General features: G+C 62.5%; 21 protein-coding genes and 1 tRNA gene. 9 read left to right on the plus strand and 13 right to left on the minus strand.

Features of this window, described 5'->3' with window-relative positions; genetic code table 11:
- Nucleotides 1-52: 52 nt before the first annotated feature.
- A complete protein-coding gene (locus tag IMX18_RS04895) occupies nt 53-379 on the minus strand; it encodes an Arc family DNA-binding protein (protein WP_015271261.1) in 327 nt (108 codons plus the stop codon).
- Nucleotides 380-724: 345 nt separating this feature from the next.
- Between IMX18_RS04895 and phnN the strand changes: the two genes are divergently transcribed.
- Complete coding sequence (phnN, locus tag IMX18_RS04900) at nt 725-1,318, plus strand: phosphonate metabolism protein/1,5-bisphosphokinase (PRPP-forming) PhnN (RefSeq protein ID WP_054573231.1); 594 nt, start codon at nt 725-727, stop codon at nt 1,316-1,318.
- 111 nt (nt 1,319-1,429) lie between these two features.
- Nucleotides 1,430-1,506: transfer RNA gene (locus tag IMX18_RS04905), tRNA-Arg, on the plus strand.
- Between the two features lie 74 nt (nt 1,507-1,580).
- Here the strand turns inward: IMX18_RS04905 and IMX18_RS04910 are convergent.
- Together IMX18_RS04910 and IMX18_RS04915 are read right to left on the minus strand one after the other, a co-directional pair.
- A complete protein-coding gene (locus IMX18_RS04910; RefSeq protein WP_015271259.1) occupies nt 1,581-1,907 on the minus strand; it encodes an AzlD domain-containing protein in 327 nt (108 codons plus the stop codon).
- A complete protein-coding gene (locus IMX18_RS04915) occupies nt 1,904-2,638 on the minus strand; it encodes an AzlC family ABC transporter permease (RefSeq protein WP_217190719.1) in 735 nt (244 codons plus the stop codon). Before IMX18_RS04915 ends, IMX18_RS04910 begins: the two co-directional genes overlap by 4 nt.
- Nucleotides 2,639-2,759: 121 nt before the next feature.
- On the opposite strand from IMX18_RS04915, the gene IMX18_RS04920 reads away from it, so the two are divergent.
- Together IMX18_RS04920 and IMX18_RS04925 are read left to right on the plus strand one after the other, a co-directional pair.
- Nucleotides 2,760-3,638: a LysR family transcriptional regulator gene (locus IMX18_RS04920; RefSeq protein WP_015271257.1), complete on the plus strand. Its 879-nt coding sequence runs from the start codon at nt 2,760-2,762 to the stop codon at nt 3,636-3,638.
- 93 nt (nt 3,639-3,731) lie between these two features.
- Complete coding sequence (locus IMX18_RS04925; protein ID WP_085721193.1) at nt 3,732-4,730, plus strand: sensor domain-containing diguanylate cyclase; 999 nt, start codon at nt 3,732-3,734, stop codon at nt 4,728-4,730.
- Nucleotides 4,731-4,909: 179 nt separating this feature from the next.
- Here IMX18_RS04925 and lpdA read toward each other — a convergent pair whose 3' ends face one another.
- Genes lpdA through IMX18_RS04945 form a run of 4 tightly spaced genes read right to left on the minus strand, consistent with a single transcriptional unit; the run spans nt 4,910 to nt 9,871 of the window.
- Nucleotides 4,910-6,289: a dihydrolipoyl dehydrogenase gene (lpdA, locus tag IMX18_RS04930; RefSeq protein WP_217190717.1), complete on the minus strand. Its 1,380-nt coding sequence runs from the start codon at nt 6,287-6,289 to the stop codon at nt 4,910-4,912.
- A 2-nt stretch (nt 6,290-6,291) separates the two neighbouring features.
- Nucleotides 6,292-7,578: a dihydrolipoamide acetyltransferase family protein gene (locus IMX18_RS04935; protein WP_015271254.1), complete on the minus strand. Its 1,287-nt coding sequence runs from the start codon at nt 7,576-7,578 to the stop codon at nt 6,292-6,294.
- A complete protein-coding gene (locus tag IMX18_RS04940) occupies nt 7,579-8,637 on the minus strand; it encodes an alpha-ketoacid dehydrogenase subunit beta (RefSeq protein WP_015271253.1) in 1,059 nt (352 codons plus the stop codon).
- Nucleotide 8,638: 1 nt separating this feature from the next.
- Complete coding sequence (locus tag IMX18_RS04945; RefSeq protein WP_013973636.1) at nt 8,639-9,871, minus strand: 3-methyl-2-oxobutanoate dehydrogenase (2-methylpropanoyl-transferring) subunit alpha; 1,233 nt, start codon at nt 9,869-9,871, stop codon at nt 8,639-8,641.
- A gap of 198 nt (nt 9,872-10,069) precedes the next feature.
- Between IMX18_RS04945 and bkdR the strand changes: the two genes are divergently transcribed.
- Nucleotides 10,070-10,555, plus strand: coding sequence for a Bkd operon transcriptional regulator BkdR (gene bkdR, locus IMX18_RS04950; protein WP_012273540.1), 486 nt, complete (start codon nt 10,070-10,072; stop codon nt 10,553-10,555).
- Between the two features lie 24 nt (nt 10,556-10,579).
- On the opposite strand, the gene IMX18_RS04955 is transcribed toward bkdR, so the two are convergent.
- Complete coding sequence (locus IMX18_RS04955; RefSeq protein WP_102059496.1) at nt 10,580-11,164, minus strand: hypothetical protein; 585 nt, start codon at nt 11,162-11,164, stop codon at nt 10,580-10,582.
- Nucleotides 11,165-11,414: 250 nt separating this feature from the next.
- Here IMX18_RS04955 and IMX18_RS04960 point away from each other — a divergent pair, with 250 nt between their 5' ends.
- Nucleotides 11,415-12,755, plus strand: coding sequence for an MFS transporter (locus tag IMX18_RS04960; protein WP_015271251.1), 1,341 nt, complete (start codon nt 11,415-11,417; stop codon nt 12,753-12,755).
- 56 nt (nt 12,756-12,811) lie between these two features.
- Here the strand turns inward: IMX18_RS04960 and IMX18_RS04965 are convergent, their stop codons facing one another.
- From IMX18_RS04965 to flgA, 5 genes are all read right to left on the minus strand, one after another.
- The gene (locus IMX18_RS04965) at nt 12,812-13,390 is read right to left on the minus strand and encodes a hypothetical protein (protein ID WP_015271250.1); all 579 of its coding nucleotides are present in this window, start codon (nt 13,388-13,390) and stop codon (nt 12,812-12,814) included.
- A gap of 119 nt (nt 13,391-13,509) precedes the next feature.
- Complete coding sequence (locus IMX18_RS04970) at nt 13,510-14,253, minus strand: flagellar brake protein (RefSeq protein WP_015271249.1); 744 nt, start codon at nt 14,251-14,253, stop codon at nt 13,510-13,512.
- A gap of 79 nt (nt 14,254-14,332) precedes the next feature.
- A complete protein-coding gene (locus IMX18_RS04975; protein ID WP_015271248.1) occupies nt 14,333-14,800 on the minus strand; it encodes a flagella synthesis protein FlgN in 468 nt (155 codons plus the stop codon).
- Nucleotides 14,801-14,849: 49 nt separating this feature from the next.
- On the minus strand, nt 14,850-15,164 hold the full coding sequence (gene flgM, locus IMX18_RS04980; protein ID WP_015271247.1) for a flagellar biosynthesis anti-sigma factor FlgM: 315 nt from the start codon (nt 15,162-15,164) through the stop codon (nt 14,850-14,852).
- 164 nt (nt 15,165-15,328) lie between these two features.
- Complete coding sequence (gene flgA, locus IMX18_RS04985) at nt 15,329-16,081, minus strand: flagellar basal body P-ring formation chaperone FlgA (RefSeq protein WP_054572691.1); 753 nt, start codon at nt 16,079-16,081, stop codon at nt 15,329-15,331.
- 77 nt (nt 16,082-16,158) lie between these two features.
- Here flgA and IMX18_RS04990 point away from each other — a divergent pair, with 77 nt between their 5' ends.
- From IMX18_RS04990 to flgB, 3 genes are all read left to right on the plus strand, one after another.
- Nucleotides 16,159-17,088, plus strand: coding sequence for a chemotaxis protein CheV (locus tag IMX18_RS04990; RefSeq protein ID WP_039612677.1), 930 nt, complete (start codon nt 16,159-16,161; stop codon nt 17,086-17,088).
- 51 nt (nt 17,089-17,139) lie between these two features.
- Nucleotides 17,140-17,967, plus strand: a complete 828-nt coding sequence (gene cheR / locus IMX18_RS04995; RefSeq protein WP_015271244.1) for a protein-glutamate O-methyltransferase CheR — start codon at nt 17,140-17,142, stop codon at nt 17,965-17,967.
- A gap of 521 nt (nt 17,968-18,488) precedes the next feature.
- The gene (flgB, locus tag IMX18_RS05000) at nt 18,489-18,899 is read left to right on the plus strand and encodes a flagellar basal body rod protein FlgB (RefSeq protein WP_015271243.1); all 411 of its coding nucleotides are present in this window, start codon (nt 18,489-18,491) and stop codon (nt 18,897-18,899) included.

Here is an 18,899-nt window from a genome sequence, read left to right on the forward strand (position 1 = left end):
CACCTACAAAAAAGCCAGCTTACGCTGGCTTTTTTGTGTTCGGCTGCAAACCTCAGGAGGCGTCGGCAGCCATTTCCACATCGTGAGCGATGAGGGCCACCAGCGCGTTCTGCTGGCGGTGCGACAGTTGGCGGAAGCGTTGCAGCAACTCGCGTTCATGCAGGGACAGTTCGGGGCTGTCCAGGCGCATGCTCAAATCGTCACCCAGCGCACCTTCCTGGATAAGGCTCTGTTCCAGGCGCGCGATGATTTCGGAGTTCATGCTGCGGTGATGGTTGCGCGCTACCTCGGCAATGCGCTCACGCATCCCGTCGGGCAGGCGGACGACGAACTTGTCAGCGGTGCGGCTCGAATAAATAGCCTGTTTCATTGGGCGCATATAAATTGACCGGATTTTGGTTCAGGGGAAGCGGTTCTCAAATTGGCCGCACGGGGTGGTAGTACGACCGTGGCGACGACGAAATGTTCAACCGTCTGTGAAAAATGGATGCTCATCTTGCCTCATGGTCGCCGTTTCCTTGGCGTCAATTCTGTGACAAATAGTGAGCCGGATAAAGGCTTTGTGCCAGTACCAATTATCAGAAATGAGTACTGGTTTGAAAAGTTTTACATGCACCGGCTTGCCCAATCGTCAGACTCTTGCCGTCAAAAACTGGTAAAACGCAGCAAAAGGCTGGGAATTTCCCTAGAATGTGCGGGTTTTCCTCCATAGAGCATAGTGGCTATGCAACATGATGCAAGCGACCGCCAATCAGGCACAGGCCGGTTGATATATCTGGTAGGACCGTCGGGTTCCGGGAAAGATTCCCTGATTGACGCTTCCCGTCAGCGGCTTTCAGCCGCCGGGGTGGAAATCGCTCGTCGCGTCATTACCCGTTCGGCTGAAGCCAAGGGCGAAGCCGCCCATGGCGTAACGGCCGAACAGTTCGAAGCAATGCGAGCACAGGGCGCGTTCGCCATGCATTGGCGCGCCAATGGCCTGGATTACGGCATTCCACTGCAGGTGGATCAGTGGCTGGCGGCGGGCAGGTCGGTGCTGGTGAATGGTTCGCGGGCTTATCTCGCCGAGGCGCGCCGGCGCTACCCGAACTTGTTGGCAGTGCTGGTGGAGGTCAGGCACGGAGTGCTGCGCGAGCGCCTGTTGGCCCGCGGCCGGGAAAGCGCAGAGGAAATCGAGCAGCGCCTGGCACGTAATGCACGCTTGCAGGCGCTGGCTGATCCGTCGCTGCATGTGCTGGACAACTCCACCACTTTGGAAACCGCAGTCGCGGCATTGTTCACGCTGCTGCATGATGAAGGTGTGCTGCCGCAGGTGTAGCATTGGCAGAAAAGGATTACGCGAAAAAGCCCGCTTTAGGCATGACAAACGCCAGCATGCTGGTTAACATGCTGGCCGTCCTGCTGTGCAGCGTTCGCTGCCGGCACTTGCGTCTCAGTAGCTCAATTGGATAGAGCATCCCCCTCCTAAGGGGAAGGTTGCAGGTTCAATTCCTGCCTGGGACGCCATTTCCTTTCGTTCCCTTACCGCGTCCACCCGGTGTTGGTGACGCGAAATCGGGAAGCCTTGAAGCTGCGTATTCCTACATCCCCAGATGCTTCAAGGCCCACAGCACTCCCATGCCTACAATCAGCGTCAGCATCGTGCTGCGCGTACGCCACGCCACCAGCGCGGCCAGTATCGCCGCTGGTATCTGCGGGTTCATCCAGTCGAACCCCGCCTGCCGGTCGGGGAATACCACGGCCGGCAGTACCAATGCGGCCAACACGCTGGCTGGCACATACGCCAGGGCGCGGCGAAACAGTGGGGGGATGCGCAACACCGTGTGCAACTCGATGAACGACAGGCGGATGGCGAAGGTGCCTAGGCCGATCAGAATGAAGGTCATCCACTGGGTCGTTTCGCTCATGATGCTTCCTGCTCGGTATTGGCTTCTGCCGCAGTTTGCTGTGTTTGCCAGTTCTCGATGGCCAGCCCGGCGATGATGCCGCCCAGCGCGCCAGCCAGCAGGCCGAGGTTGTAGGGCAGGTCGACGGCCAGTACGGCGAGCACACCGCCGGTCAGCGCTGTGCCAAGCGTGGCTGCATTGCGAATGCCGGGTATCAACAGGGCCAGGAACGACAAGGGAATGGCAAAGCCGAGCGACCAGTCTTCAGGAATGCTCGCGCCCAGGTACATGCCCGCCAGCACCGAGAGGTTCCAGCCAAAGAACATGGTGATTGCCGTACCGGCATAGTAGGGGTAGGCATACTGTCCCAGCCCGCCCGTGCCCATCTTCAGCATGCACAGGGCGAAGGACTGGTCCGACAGCATGTACGCCATCGGCCACTTGCGGCGGCGGGGCAACTGGCCCAGGTGCGGGGCCAGGCTGGCGCTGTACATCAGGAAGCGCAGGTTGATCACCAGCGCGGTGACTACCATGGTCACCGGCAGGGCTGCGCTTTGCATCAACTGCATCACCACCATCTGCGCCGAACCGGAGTAGAACAGCAAGGTCATGCCGATGGCATCGGTTGGCGACAGGCCCATGCCGATCGCCGTGACCCCGGTGATCAGGCCGAAGGGTACTATGCCGGAGGTCAATGGCAGGGCGCTGTGGGCACCTTGCCTGAACGCTTGGGGCGCGCTTGGATACGGCATTTGAAATCCTTGAAAGTGTGCAGGCGGTACAAGGGCGGCACGTCCACGTTAATGCGCGCGACAGTTGGCCACAACGTCAGATTTCTGAAATAGTAGGCCTAAAAAAAATAGGCCTGAAACCGTGTACCTCGACACCCCTACCCGGCACTCGCTGCAGCTCAATGCCTTGCGTGCCTTCGAAGCGTCAGCCCGCCTGGGCGGTTTTGCCCGTGCCGCACTCGAACTGAAGGTGACACCGGGGGCCATCGCCGCCCTGGTCAAGACCCTGGAGAACGAATACGGCGCGGCCTTGTTCGAGCGCCATGCCAAAGGCGTACGGCTGACGCCCTTGGGCGAAAGCGTGAAAGGCCAGTTCACCGAGGCATTCGACGCCGTGGAAGCCGCTGCGCGCGCACTGCGCCGCCTGGCGGCACCGCAGCGGGTGCATATCGTCACATCGCCTGCTCTGGCGCAGTTGTGGATCGGGCCACGCCTGCCGGAACTGACCCGCTTGCTGGCACCCATCGAGATCTCGGTGACTGCGGTGGATGAGCCGCCCAACCTGAAGCGCAGCCCGTTCGACCTGTGCCTGTTCTACACCGAAAAGCCCGAGCGCTGGCAACGCAGGATAGCCACGGAAGAAATCCTGCCCGTGTGCGTGCCGGCCCTGGCCACCAGCATCACCAAGCCCGAGGACCTTGCCGACGCCCGTTGCATCGCTGACGTGGGCTGGAACGACTGGGCGGTGTGGACGGGGGCGGTGATGCCCGGGCACAAGTTCGTTGCCCGTGGGCCGGGTTTTTCCCTGTACTCGATCGCCCTGCAGCAAGCCTTGCTGGCCGCCGGGGTGCTGATAGGGCGCAAAAGCCTGGTGCAGCGCTACCTGGACAGCGGTGAACTGGTCGCCCCCATCGACCGCGCTGTGCCACTGGGTGTGACCATCGCCGCATGGCGGCTGCCGGGTGCCAAGGGCAACCAGGTGGTTGCCGCGGTGGAGGAGGCGCTGTTGCATCTGGCTTGAGCGTCCTCGATCCATGCCTGCTTTCACAGCGCCGCAAAAACAGGGCGTCGGGGCTATTCTGTTCGGGTGCGCCAGCCGTCAGGGAGAGCGTCAATGAGTCAGGAAACCCGGCCGGTACCTGCCGGCTTCAGTGAGCAGCAGTTGCGTACGTTGTTCGATCTTATCAGCGATGGTATCTGGGACTGGAATGCCAATACCGGCTACGTCTATCGCAACCCGGGCTGGTACGCCATGCTTGGCTACCCCAGCCACTCCATGGCCAACTCGGTGCTCACCTGGGAAAGCGTGATCCACCCGGAGGACTACCCACGGGTGATGGCGCATTTCGAGGCGTACATCAACCAGCGTAACGAGCACTATCTGGTCGAATACCGCTGCCGTTGCCAGGATGGCAGCTATCTGTGGATAGAAGACAGCGGTTACATCATCGCCCATAACGAGGACGGCTCGGTGGCGCGCATGCTTGGTGCCCACCGCAACATTGACGCCAACAAGCGCCTGGTGGCGCAACTGCAGCAGAGGAACCAGTCGCTGGAAAGCCAGGTGGCCGAACGCACTCGCGAGCTGTCCTGGGTGAACCAGCAGTTGCAGCGGCAGCTGGACGAAAACCGCGAGCTGGCCGAGCGTGATGCGTTGACCCGCATTGCCAATCGCTATCGGCTGGAGAAGGCGTTACAACTGGAGTGCGAGCGTGCCCAGCGCTTTCGCCAGCCGTTGTCGCTGATAGCCATGGATCTGGATGACTTCAAACCGATCAATGACCGCTATGGCCATGCCCATGGCGATGCGGCGCTGTTGCGGGTGGTCGACGTCCTGCGTGCCTGCCTGCGGGAGCAGGACCTGCTGGCGCGCTGGGGTGGGGACGAGTTCGTCATCGTATTGCCGCAGGAGTCGCTGGGCGAGGCACTGGAGGTGGCTGCACGCTTGCGCCAGGCGATGGCGCAGATAGAGCCGGTGGGCGATTGCCGGCTGACCATGAGCTACGGTGTGGTGCAACGGGAGGAAGGGGAGGACCAGCATGCACTGCTGGCGCGTGCCGACAAGGCGCTGTACCGGGCCAAGGGGAGCGGCAAGAACGCCATTGCCGAGTAGCCTGTGCCGGCCTCTTCGCGGGTAAACCCGCTCCCACAGGTGCGCCACTGCTCTCACGGGCAGTGATGTCCCTGTGGGAGCGGGTTTACCCGCGAAGAGGCCGGCACTGACTCGCCCCTGAAAAAAGACCCGCAACGCCAGGGGCGCTGCGGGCCAAATCGGCCTCGGCCGCTTCAGTGTCAGATATGCAGGGCGTGGCCCAGCGCGCGCAGCGCCGCTTCCTGTACCGCCTCACCCAGTGTCGGGTGGGCATGAATGGTGCCGGCCACATCTTCCAGGCACGCGCCCATTTCCAGCGACTGGGCAAACGCCGTCGACAACTCGGAAACCGCCACGCCAACCGCCTGCCAACCCAGGATCAGGTGGTTGTCACGGCGCGCCACCACCCGCACGAAACCGCTTTTCGATTCCAGGCTCATGGCCCGGCCATTGGCGGCGAACGGGAACTGCGCGACGATGTAGTCCAGCCCTTGCTGGCTGGCTTGCTCCGGGGTCTTGCCGACCACCACCACTTCCGGGTCGGTGAAACACACCGCGGCGATCGCGCTGGGTTCGAAACGGCGCGCCTTGCCGGCGATGATCTCGGCGACCATCTCGCCCTGGGCCATGGCCCGGTGCGCCAGCATCGGTTCGCCGGCCACGTCGCCGATGGCCCAGACGTTGCGCATGCTGGTCTGGCAGCGCTCGTCGATGGCGACGGCGGCGCCGTTCATCTTCAGGTCCAGGCACTCCAGGTTGAAACCTTGCGTGCGTGGCCGGCGGCCCACGGCCACCAGCACCTGGTCGGCTTCCAGGCGCAGTTGGCCGCCCTGGCCATCACGGGCCAGCAGGCAGCCGCCTTCGTAACCTTCGACGCTATGCCCCAGGTGCAGGGTGATGCCCAGCTTCTTCAGCGATTCGGCCACCGGGGCGGTCAGCTCGCTGTCGTAGGTTGGCAGGATGCGCTCGCGCGCCTCCACCACGCTGACCCGGGCGCCCAGCTTGCGGTAGGCGATGCCGAGCTCGAGGCCGATGTAGCCGCCGCCCACCACTACCAGGTGCTGCGGCAGGGTTTTCGGCGCCAGGGCTTCGGTCGAGGAAATGATCGGCCCGCCCAGCGGCAGCATTGGCAGTTCGATGCTGCTGGAGCCAGTGGCCAGCAACAGGTGCTCGCACTGGATACGCTGGCCATCGACCTCGACCTGCTTGCCGTCGAGCACCTTCGCCCAGCCATGGATCACCTTGACTCCGTGCTTTTTCAGCAGGGCTGCGACGCCGGTGGTCAGGCGGTCGACGATGCCGTCCTTCCAGGCCACGCTCTGGCCGATGTCCAGGCGCGGCGAGGCGACGCTGATGCCCAGCTCCGACGGGCCGGCAAAGCGCGAGGTCTGGTGGAACTGCTCGGCCACGTGGATCAGCGCCTTGGACGGGATGCAGCCGATGTTCAGGCAGGTACCGCCCAGTGCCTGGCCTTCCACCAGCACGGTGGGGATGCCCAGTTGCCCGGCGCGGATGGCAGCCACGTAGCCGCCAGGGCCACCGCCGATGATCAACAGGGTAGTCTGGATAGTCTGTTGCATGCTCACTCCACGAACAGGCAGGCGGGTTGTTCGAGCAGGCCGCGCACGGCCTGGATGAACAGCGCGGCGTCCATGCCATCGACCACGCGGTGGTCGAACGAGCTGGACAGGTTCATCATCTTGCGCACGACGATCTGGCCGTCGATCACCACAGGCCGCTCGACCATGCGGTTGACGCCGACGATCGCCACTTCCGGGGTGTTGACCACCGGCGTGCTGACGATGCCTCCCAGTGCGCCCAGGCTGGTCAGGGTGATGGTCGAACCGGACAGCTCATCGCGGCTTGCCTTGTTGTTGCGAGCAGCGTTGGCCAGGCGCGAGATCTCGCCGGCATTGCTCCACAGGCTGCCAGCTTCGGCATGGCGCAGTACCGGTACCATCAGGCCGTTGTCACCCTGGGTGGCGATGCCCACATGCACCGCGCCATGGCGGGTGATGACCTGGGCTTCGTCGTCATAGGTGGCGTTGATCTGCGGGAAGTCGCGCAGTGCCACGACCAGGGCGCGCACCAGGAACGGCAGCAGGGTCAGCTTGCCGCGGCTGTCGCCGTGCTTGCTGTTGAGCTGCTGGCGCAAGGCTTCCAGGGCGGTGACGTCGATTTCTTCCACATAGCTGAAGTGCGCGACGCGGCGCTTGGCGTCCTGCATGCGCTGGGCGATCTTGCGGCGCAGGCCTATCACCGGTACCTGCTCGCTGTCGGTGCGCTTGGCATAGCCGCTCGGCGCTTGCCCGCCAGCGCTGTGCGGCTTGCTCATGAAGGCGTCGAGGTCTTCGTGCAGGATGCGCCCGGCCGGGCCGCTGCCATGCACGTAACGCAGTTCGATACCGGCATCCAGGGCACGCTTGCGCACCGCCGGCGAGGCCAGCGGCTTGTCGCCTGGCTGGCGCGGCACGATCGGGGCTGCTTCGTGGTTGACAGGCGCCTGGCAAGCGGCCGGTCTTGCTTCCTTCTGCGGCTCTGGCTTGGCGGCTACCGGGGCCGCGGGGGCCTCGACCTGTTCGGGCTTTTGCACATCCTTGGTGGGCACATCCACATGGTTGCCGCTGCCTTCCACTTCGATGCGGATCAGCTCGCTGCCGACCGCCATCACTTCACCGGGCTGCCCACCCAGGGCAAGCACCTTGCCGCTGACCGGCGAAGGGATTTCCACGGTGGCCTTGTCGGTCATGACGTCGGCCACCACCTGGTCTTCGGCGATCATGTCGCCGACCTTGACGAACCACTCGACCAACTCGACCTGCGCGATGCCTTCGCCAATGTCAGGCATCTTGATGACGTGCGTGCCCATTCAGACCTCCATGACCTTTTTCAATGCCGCACCTACCCGCGAAGGCCCTGGGAAGTAAGCCCATTCCTGTGCGTGGGGGTAGGGGGTGTCCCAACCGGTGACGCGCTCGATCGGCGCCTCCAGGTGGTGGAAGCAGTGTTCCTGTACCAGCGACACCAGTTCGGCGCCGAAGCCGCAGGTGCGGGTAGCTTCGTGTACCACCACGCAGCGGCCGGTCTTTTTCACCGACTCGACGATGGTCTCCAGGTCCAGCGGCCACAGGCTGCGCAGGTCGATCACCTCGGCGTCGACGCCGGTTTCTTCGGCGGCCACCTGGGCCACGTACACCGTGGTGCCGTAGGTCAGCACGGTCACGTCATTGCCGGGGCGGGTAATGGCTGCCTTGTCCAGCGGCACGCTGTAGTAGCCATCGGGTACGGCGCTTTGCGGGTGCTTCGACCAGGGGGTGACAGGGCGGTCGTGGTGGCCGTCGAACGGGCCGTTGTACAGGCGCTTGGGTTCCAGGAAGATCACCGGGTCATCGCATTCGATCGAGGCGATCAGCAGGCCCTTGGCGTCATACGGGTTGGACGGCATGACAGTGCGCAGGCCGCACACCTGGGTGAACATCGCTTCCGGGCTCTGGCTGTGGGTCTGGCCACCATAGATCCCGCCACCGCAGGGCATGCGCAGGGTCAACGGGGCGATGAACTCGCCGGCCGAGCGGTAACGCAGGCGCGCCATCTCGGAAACGATCTGGTCGGAGGCCGGGTAGAAGTAGTCGGCGAACTGGATTTCCACCACCGGGCGCAGGCCATAGGCACCCATGCCCACGGCGGTGCCGACGATGCCGCTCTCGGAGATCGGCGCGTCGAACACACGGGACTTGCCGTACTTGTTCTGCAGGCCTTCGGTGCAGCGGAACACGCCGCCGAAGTAACCGACGTCCTGGCCGTAGATCACCACATTGTCGTCGCGCTCGAGCATGACATCCATGGCCGAGCGCAGGGCCTGGATCATGGTCATGGTAGTGGTGGCCATGGCGGTTTCCGGGTTGATGCTGTTGTTGTGGTCGTTCATCTCAAACCCCCAGTTCCTGGCGTTGACGGCGCAGGTGGTCGGGCATTTCCTTGTACACGTCCTCGAACATCGAGGCTGCACTCGGGATGTGACCGTTGGCCAGCGTGCCGTACTGCTCGGCTTCCTTCTGCGCGGCGATCACCGCGGCTTCCAGTTCGGCAGTGGTGGCCTGGTGTTCTTCCTCGGACCAGTGGCCGATCTTGATCAGGTGCTGCTTCAGGCGGGCGATCGGGTCGCCAAGCGGGAAGTGGCTCCAGTCATCGGCCGGGCGGTACTTGGACGGGTCGTCCGAGGTCGAGTGCGGGCCTGCACGGTAGGTGACCCACTCGATCAGGCTCGGGCCCAGGCCACGGCGGGCGCGTTCGGCGGCCCAGCGCGAGGCAGCGTACACGGCGACGAAGTCGTTGCCATCGACCCGCAGCGAGGCAATGCCGCAACCCACGCCACGGCCGGCGAAGGTGGTCGACTCGCCACCGGCGATGGCCTGGAAGGTGGAGATCGCCCACTGGTTGTTGACCACGTTGAGGATCACCGGGGCGCGGTACACGTGGGCAAAGGTGAGGGCGGTGTGGAAGTCCGACTCGGCGGTTGCGCCGTCGCCGATCCACGCCGAGGCGATCTTGGTATCGCCCTTGATCGCCGAGGCCATGGCCCAGCCGACCGCCTGCACGAACTGGGTCGCCAGGTTACCGCTGATGGTGAAGAAACCGGCCTCGCGCACCGAATACATGATCGGCAACTGGCGGCCCTTGAGCGGGTCGCGCTCGTTGGACAGCAACTGGCAGATCATCTCGACCAGCGACACGTCGCGGGCCATCAGGATGCTTTGCTGGCGGTAGGTGGGGAAGCACATGTCGGTGCGGTTCAGCGCCAGGGCCTGGCCGCTGCCGATGGCTTCTTCACCCAGGCTCTGCATGTAGAAGGACATCTTCTTCTGGCGCTGGGCGACCACCATGCGGCTGTCGAAAATCCGCGTCTTGAGCATGGCGCGCATGCCCTGGCGGAGAACCTGCGGGTCGATGTCTTCGGCCCACGGGCCTTGTGCATCGCCTTGCTCGTCGAGCACGCGGATAAGGCTGTAGGACAGGTCGGCGGTGTCGGCAGCGTCGACATCGACTGGGGGTTTACGGGCTTGACCTGCATCGTTCAGGCGCAGGTAGGAGAAATCGGTCTGGCAGCCTGGCCGGCCGGTAGGCTCGGGCACATGCAAACGCAGGGGGGCGTACTCGTTCATGCTTTTTACGCTCGCTCGGGTATTTGTTTTTGTGAGCTCTGAAGCGGCCGCCGCTGAGTACCGGCTTGTGACTGGTAGGTCAGCGTCCCCTACATCTTAGTGGTCCGGCAGGAGAATTTTTCTCTCAAGTTGGTTGCCTTTGCCGAGCAGGGCAGATAAACATTCCGCATAAACACAAAAAACCGGTGATTTTGTCTCATGCGCAAACTCGATCGTACCGATATCGGCATTCTCAACAGCCTGCAGGAAAATGCCCGCATCACCAACGCCGAACTGGCCCGCTCGGTGAACCTGTCTCCCACGCCCTGCTTCAACCGGGTTCGGGCCATGGAGGAGTTGGGGGTGATCCGCCAGCAGGTGACCTTGCTGTCACCCGAGGCGTTGGGGCTGGATGTGAACGTGTTCATCCATGTGAGCCTGGAAAAACAGGTCGAGCAGTCGTTGCATCGATTCGAGGAAGAGATTGCCGAACGGCCCGAGGTGATGGAGTGCTACCTGATGACCGGCGATCCGGACTACCTGTTGCGGGTACTGCTGCCCAGCATCCAGGCGCTGGAACGGTTCCTGGATTACCTGACGCGGTTGCCAGGGGTGGCCAACATCCGTTCCAGTTTTGCCTTGAAGCAGGTGCGCTACAAGACGGCCTTGCCGCTGCCGGCCAATGGCATGACCTTGCGGGAGTAGCCGTCCGAGTACTGCACTTGCTGGTCAGGTCAGCTGAATATCGCGCAGGAAGAATTCGAGCACGTCACCGGTACGCTCGCCGGCGTTGAGGTAGTACTGGCGGCCCAGGTCAAGTACCGGGACATTGTCCGAGAGCGACTCCGCAACACGGTAGCCGTTCATGTCCCGCAGGTAGAAGGGAACCAAGCCGGCGCTCTCCACTGTGCCGTCCCATGGCTGGAGCGTTTCGATTTTCCAGTAGGGCCGGGTACGTAGCAGGTTGTACGGATGTGGGGCGTTGAGCACATCCCGGACCCGCCCGGCCACATGCGTACCATACAGGCCTAGCCAGCCATTGGAACTGCTTTCAAGCCTGGCGCCAATATAGGCCCAGTGTTCTGCGCAGGTAATGTAGTAGTGCGTGCGGTCTTCACGGTGCTCGATGAATTCGAAATGGAATGCAAGTCGTTGGAATTCATCCGCACTGCGTGGCACGCTCCTGCGCGCGGCAGTCGTGCACAGCCAGCCGTCTTCATCCAGGCCAAGCACTGGGTGTACGTTGTTGTCTGCAACAACGATCTGGCCACGGTGGACGTTATGAAGTGTAGCGGTGAAATTGGCCCTTATCATGTAAGTCTCCGATGATTGTTGAGGCGGTAGCCCAGGCTAAGGCACTGCCTGTCGACTTGGGACATGGATGCGTTTCAGCCAACGGAAGAGGGTGCCTGTCAGCCTGCTGTACAGGCCTGATCGCGACATGACCTGCACCGGACGCGCCCCGGCAACAGCATTTTAATCGCCACCGCACTCATTCCCTGGCATTTGCCCTTATGCTTGTCTGCAACCCATCGCCACCTGACCCGGGAGCCGCAAGGGACTTATGCGAAATATCTGGAAGCCGTTTCAGTCGTTGTATTTCGCCGCGCTGATGATGTTGATCGGCTCGGGCCTGCTCAGTACCTACCTGGCCCTGCGCCTGGCAGCCGATCATGTCGACAGCCTGTGGGTGGGTGCCTTGATGGCGGCCAACTACTTTGGCCTGGCGGTCGGCGGCAAGGTCGGCCACCGGTTGATTGGTCGGGTAGGGCACATTCGCGCCTACGCCACTTGCGCTGGCATCGTCGGTGCGGCGGTGCTCGGCCATGGTTTGACCAGCTGGTTGCCGGCCTGGGTCGGGCTGCGGATGATCGTCGGCCTGGGGATGATGTGCCAGTACATGGTCATCGAAAGCTGGCTGAACGAGCAGGCCGATGTGAAGCACCGCGGCGCGGTGTTCAGCGGCTACATGATCGCCTCTTACCTGGGCCTGGTGCTCGGCCAGCTGATCCTGGTGGTGCACCCACAGCTTGGCCTGGAGCTGCTGATGCTGGTGGCCATGTGTTTCACCCTGTGCCTGGTGCCGGTGGCCATGACCCGGCGCATTCACCCCGCACCGTTGCGCCCGGCACCGATGGAGCCGAAGTTCTTCATCAAGCGGGTGCCGCAGTCGCTCAGCACGGTGCTGGGTTCGGGGCTTATCGTCGGCTCGTTCTATGGTCTGGCGCCTTTGTATGCCTCCAGTCAGGGCATGACTACCGAGCAGGTCGGTCTGTTCATGGGTAGCTGCATTTTTGCCGGCCTGCTGGTGCAGTGGCCGCTGGGCTGGTTGTCTGACCGCTACGATCGGGCGGTGCTGATCCGCAGCGTGGCCGTGGGGCTTGCGCTGGCCTCGGCGCCACTGGCGATGCTGCCCAGCGTTCCGCTGGAGTTGCTGTTCGGCATAGGCTTCGTGATTTCGTTGCTGCAGTTCTGCCTGTACCCGCTGGCGGTGGCGTTTTCCAACGACCATGTGGAAAGCGAGCGGCGGGTGTCGCTGACCGCGATGCTGCTGGTGACCTACGGTGTGGGCGCGTGTATCGGGCCGCTGGCGGCAGGCGTGCTGATGAAGGTGCTGGGCCCGCAGATGCTGTATGCCTTCTTCGTGTTCTTTGCCCTGGTGCTGGTGTGGCGCATTCGGCCGAAGGCGGTCACCGGGCTGCACCAGGTGCAGGATGCGCCTTTGGGCCACGTTGCGATGCCGGCTGCCGGTTCGCCACTGTCGGCGGCGCTGGACCCACGGGTGGATGAGCAGACGGTACAGGAGGTGATGCAGGCACCGGTGGCGGCGGAGGATACCGAAGACGAGCCCCGCCAGAATGAGGAGCAGGGCAAGCCCCAGGCCGAGATCAACTCTGCGGTCTGACGGCCTGTTGGCCTGCCCCTCGAAGGGTGCCGGTCATGTCCGGTGCCCCTGGCGAGTCAGGCTGGCTTTATGTTCTTCAGGTTGAAGACCAGTATCTCGCCCTCTTTGGTACTGGCATTGAGGAACCAGTAATGGCGCTTGACCTTGTCCCGGGTATAGGTGGACCTGGCCAGCGCCACCCGGTAACCGTTCAGGTCACGCAGGTAGAAGGGCACTTCTTCGGCTGTTTCCAGGCGGCCGTCCCAGGGGCTGAGCGTTTCGATCTTCCATTGCCCTTTGCCCTCTATGGCCTCATAGAAAGCCTCTGCGAGATTGGCGTTGCCGATGATCCGGCCAACGATATGCGTCGCATAAAAGCCTACCCAGCCATTGCGGTTGCGCTCCAGGCTCGAACCAAAATATTCCCAGGTCTCGGCGCCGTTGATCGCATAGTGCGTTCGCTCGCCCTGGTGCTTCAGGAAACGGAACGCGAAAGTGATGGGCTTGAAGCTCGGGCTGTCCCCGCGCTGGTGCTCTGTGCATAGCCAGCCATCCTGATCGAGGGAGAATAGGGGGTGAACGTACAGCGGGGTGTCGACCACTCCCACCTGGCCATGCTGGCAGTGGAGTTCGGCGGTGAAATTGGCTTGGATCATTGTGGGCTCCTCGGCGGTCGCTTGGGTACAAGTACACTAAGCAGCCGCGGAGCCATAGGTAACCTGGAAGCGCACCACGCCCAGGTGCTGTGCGCTACACCCGCACAGTGGGCCTGCACTCAATAATCGTCTTTGTCGAAGCGCCGTGCCTCACGCTGCAGCTGGTAGACAAAGCTCTCGACCTTGCGCTGCGCCTGCCCGGTAAGGTTATGGAAGCGCACGCCGGCAAAGGTGGTGTTGATCCGCTCTTCATAGTGCAGGTGGCGCAGCTCGACCATGGTATCGACCAGGCCCAGCGGGTTGGCCGCCTTGAACCGCTCGTACACCTGGCCCAGTTGCAGGCGATCCTCGACATTGCCCTCGAACCGCAGTTTGCAGCCGGTGGCTGAGATGTCCAGCAGCTTGCCACGCAGGGCGCCGTTGCCCTTGAGGTGGGTGCCATCGAGGATGATATCGACCAGCTGCGACAGCTTCAGCGCGGCGCGGAAGGCATTGCGGCGCTGGTGGTAGGTCATTTCCAGGGGCATGGCGCCGCGGTAGCAGCGGTGACCGTCGACTTCGCTGATCTTCAACTCGTGGTTGCAGTCCCAGGCGATGCGCACACCATCGTGGAAGCCTTCGACGCGGAAGTGTTCGCCGTTCTCGATGAACTTCTCACCGTCGCGCGGGATCATTTCGTCCAGCGCCAGGGTATTGCTTTCACGGTCCACGTGCACCACGTAGCTCTGGAAGCGCTGGCTGCGGTCGTGGAAGGTGATGATCAGGGGGTCGTGGCTTTCCTGCAGCTGCCGCAAGTTGGCCGCAATCTCCAAAGGGGTGTTCAGCACCTTTGGCGGCTGCGGGGCATCGGATTCATTGAACACGGCTTATCGTTCTCCAGGCAAAAGCGACACACGCAATTAACGGCATTTTGCCAGTATGTTCCGTGCCTTGATAGAAAAATCACACTTGGCTGAGCGCCCGTGGCTTGGCCAGCGGCGAGGTGCTGCCGCGGCTGTCGTAGAGCGACGGAGAATCGCCGCCCATGAGGATCCGGATCTGGTTGTTGGTGACGTGCTGCTGCACCTGGATGATCCGGCCATTGGTCTCGTTGAGCTGCTGGCAGGCTTGCATCAGCTGGCTGATCACATCGAGTTGCTGCAGCAGCAGTTCACCGTTCGGCGATTGTGCCGCCACGGCCTCCACTCCGGCGCGATCAGGGCTCAGGCCAAGGCTGGCAAGCAGGTTGTTGCGCCGCAGGCCTTGCTGCTCCAGCAGCACAATCAAAGACTGCTTGCGGGCCAGGATATTCTCCAGTGGCGCCATGTCGCGGCCATGCAGGGCGACCGCTTCCTTTTGCAGAAGGTCCAGCAGTTCCTGCATAGGGGCAATGTCATCTTCGATCAGTTGCAGCAAGGTGGTGTCGTGCATGGCTAACTCTTGGCTTTTCTAGCGTCCGTGAAGTCAGCGCGCCGAACGGTCAGCGCTGGGCTTCGAAATCGAGCAGTTTGCTGGCGACCCGGCCGGCATCGACCTGGTAGCTGCCGTCGGCGATCGCCTGTTTCAACTGGGCCACACGGGCACTGTTGACCACCGGCTCGTCGCGCAGCTTGTCGCTGATCTTCTGCAACTGCTGGGCCTCTTGGCTGAGGTGTACCGCTTCTCCGCTGGCGCTGGTGGCGGTTGCCGCTTCCTGGCTGGCTGCCGGTTTTTCGGCGCTGCCGGACGCGGTGTTGCCGCGCACGCCGCCCGTGACGGACGGAGAGTTATTCAAACGACTGAAGTCGATGACCATGATCAGAAACCTCTGGGTATTTGGACGCTTGCCTTGTTTTCGGCCAACCCGAAAGAAACTTTAGGCACAAATGCATAGCCGCCTGTCAGCAAGCTCGCGAACCCGTTTTCTGACACAGTTTAGGAAAAGCGGTTCCTCACCGCCAGCGCAAATCAGTGGGCTGGCTACATACTTACCTCGACCTGCCCAGGGCCGGTCACCCTGGCCTTGATCACCCGTTTGGAATTGAGGTTGCGCACCCGGATCTGTTCGCTCAGGCCACCCTTGCTCAGGGCTTCTCCGGGCATGCGCACACTCAGGCTGCCACTGCGGGCGATGATCACCACGTGGTCACCCTTGCGCACCACCTCGGCCTGTTCCAGGTGTTGCGGGGTGAGTACCTGGTCGATCACCGTGGGGCGCAGCATCTTCATGCCCACCGCCTGTTCCAGTTCGGTCAGGAAGCCTTGGCCCAGGGTGCCGACATCCCGCTCGCGCAGGGCCACATCGCCTTCGCCCACCACGTTGTCGCGCTTGAGCGGCCGGGTCACCACCACCACGTCGCGGAACAGCCGCACGGTGGCCGGCACGAACACGGTCCAGGGCGCTGAGCCTTCGCAGCGTACCTTCACCGTGACGCGGCCCAATGGCTGAGCCGGGCTTTCCAGCGAGGCGTCCAGCTGCTGGCTGCACAGCGGCATACGCAGGCGCGGGTCCAGCGGATTGACCTGGATCTCGTAACGGCCGGCGGTCTGGGTGGTGGCCAGATAATCTTCGACGCTGAATTCAAGAAACCCTTGAGTGACACCGATAAGCTGTTCAGGCAAGGTAAACGCGTCCGCTACCGTGCGAACGCCGGGCACCAGAAGGCACAGCATGGCCAGCGAGCCAGTCAGCAGGCGCGTCAATCGTCGGGAAAATGTCGTTTTCGTGTACATGGCGCTCAAAAAAGCAAAGCCCGTGCCGACTCGCTACCTGAGTTGCAACGAAAGGCTGAAACATAAAGGAGTCTGGCATGGCAGGTGTTATGGATTCGGTCAACCAGCGCACGCAGCTGGTGGGGCAGAATCGCCTGGAATTGCTGCTGTTCCGCCTCAATGGCGAGCAGCTTTACGGCATCAACGTATTCAAGGTCAGGGAAGTGCTGCAATGCCCTGCGCTGACCCTGCTGCCCAAGGCGCACCCGGTGGTGCGTGGTGTTGCCAATATTCGCGGGGCGACCATCCCGATCCTCGACCTGTCGATGGCCACCGGGTTGCGGCCGCTGCAGGAAGACACGCGCAACAGTTTCGTGATCATCACCGAGTACAACACCAAGACCCAAGGTTTCCTGGTGCATTCGGTGGAGCGGATCGTCAACATGAACTGGGAAGAGATCCATCCGCCACCCAAGGGCACCGGCCGCGACCACTACCTGACCGCGGTCACCCGGGTGGACAACCGCATGGTCGAGATCATCGATGTGGAGAAGGTGCTGGCCGAAGTGGCGCCGTCCTCCGAGTCGGTGTCGGCCGGTGTGATTGATGCCGAGGTGCAGGACAAGGCCGTGCTGCTTCGGGTGCTCACCGTCGACGATTCGTCGGTGGCGCGCAAGCAGGTCAGCCGCTGCCTGCAGACCGTGGGGGTCGAGGTGGTGGCGCTCAATGACGGTCGTCAGGCCCTGAACTACCTGCGCCAGCTGGTGGATGAGGGCAAGAAGCCGGAAGAAGAGTTCCTGATGATGATCTCGGACATTGAAATGCCGGAAATGGACGGCTATACGCTAACGGCGGAGATCCGCAGCGATCCGCGCATGCAAAAATTGCACATCTGCCTGCATACTTCGCTTTCCGGGGTGTTCAACCAGGCGATGGTCAAGAAGGTCGGTGCTGATGACTTCCTGGCCAAGTTCAAGCCGGACGACCTGGCCCAGCGGGTGGTCGACCGGATCAAGGCAACGCATTGAAGCAGCCGGGGGCAGGCCCCCGGCACCAGTGATTTAAAAGAGGCGGCAGTAGTGTCTACGGGTAATTTGGATTTCGAACAGTTCCGGGTCTTCCTGGAGAAAGCCTGTGGCATCCTGCTGGGCGAGAATAAGCAGTACCTGGTCTCCAGCCGTCTCAACAAGCTGATGGAGCAACAGGGCATCAAGAGCCTGGGCGAGCTGGTGCAGCGCATCCAGGCCCAGCCGCGCGGCGGCTTGCGCGAGCAAGTGGTCGATGCCATGACCACCAACGAGACCCTGTGGTTTCGCGATACCTATCCGTTCGAGGTGCTGAAAAACAAGGTCATCCCCGAGTTCATCCGCAACAACCCCGGCCAGCGCCTGCGCATGTGGTCGGCGGCCTGTTCGTCGGGGCAGGAACCGTATTCCATCTCGATGGCCATCGACGAGTTCGAGCGTAGCAACCTCGGCCAGTTGAAGATGGGCGCGCAGATCGTTGCCACCGACCTGTCCGGCACCATGCTGACCAACTGCAAGACCGGCGAGTACGACAGCCTGGCGATTGCCCGTGGCTTGTCCCAGGAGCGCCTGCAGCGCTACTTCGACACCAAGGGGCCGGGGCGCTGGGCGGTCAAGCCGGCGATTCGCAGCCGCGTCGAGTTCCGCTCGTTCAACCTGCTCGACAGCTATGCCAGCCTGGGCAAGTTCGATGTGGTGTTCTGCCGTAACGTGCTGATCTATTTCTCGGCGCAGGTGAAGAAGGACATCCTGTTGCGTATCCACAGTACCTTGAAACCGGGTGGGTATCTGTTCCTCGGGGCTTCCGAGGCGCTGAACGGGTTGCCGGACCATTATCAGATGGTGCAGTGCAGTCCGGGGATCATCTACCAGGCGAAGTAGGGGCGGGGTCAAGGTTTGTTGCGTCTGTGAGATCGAGCGCCGCCCGCGCGGCGCTTCGCGGGACAAGCCCGCTCCCACATTTGTTGCAGCGTGCCAAACCTGTCAGGCCATGGTTGTCAGCCTTGTTGCCTTGACGCGGTTTCCGGGCTGGCGCTACAGCCGTCTCGCCAGTCTCAAACACTTCACCAAGGCGGGCAACGCCTATCTCACAGGCATGGCCACGTTGCAACAAATGTGGGGGCGGGCTTGTCCCGCGAAGCGCCGCGCGGGCGGCGCTCGATCTCATAGGCGCAACACCTCTATCGCAAAACACTGACGTCAATTTTTTGTTTTGCCGCTTTTGCCGCCCAGCAATTGCCGCTTTCGCGCCCGAAGGCGGAAGGCCTTTGCCGCTTTTCTGGCATCACTCTGACAGCACCTTGCCCTGCAAGCCCGTATTTCCGGGCTTTCTGTTGGTTGGCACAGCCCTTGCTATACCTTGCCCAACGATATTCCGGTCAACCTCCGAAGGTTTCCCCGACATGAGCATCAGCTTCGACAAGGCGCTTGGTATTCACGAAAAGGCCCTGGGCTTCCGCGCCCAGCGTGCCGAAGTGCTGGCCAACAACATCGCCAACGCCGACACGCCCAACTACAAGGCGCGCGACATGGACTTTGCCTCGGTGCTCGCTGCCGAGAGCGACAAGCAGCAGAGTGGCGGCCGTTTCAGCCTCGATCGTACCAACAGCCGCCATATCGAGGCCGAGGGCCTGGCCATGGCCGACGATACCCTCAAGTACCGCACACCAACGCAGCCGTCGATCGACCAGAACACCGTGGACGCGCAGATCGAGCAATCGAACTACACCGAAAACGCCGTCGGCTTCCAGGCCAGCTTCACCTTGCTCAACAGTAAATTCAAAGGGCTGGTTTCGGCCCTGCGGGGAGAATGA

The sequence above is a fragment of the Pseudomonas shirazica genome, assembly GCF_015168335.1.
Classification (GTDB): Bacteria; Pseudomonadota; Gammaproteobacteria; order Pseudomonadales; family Pseudomonadaceae; genus Aquipseudomonas; species Aquipseudomonas asiatica.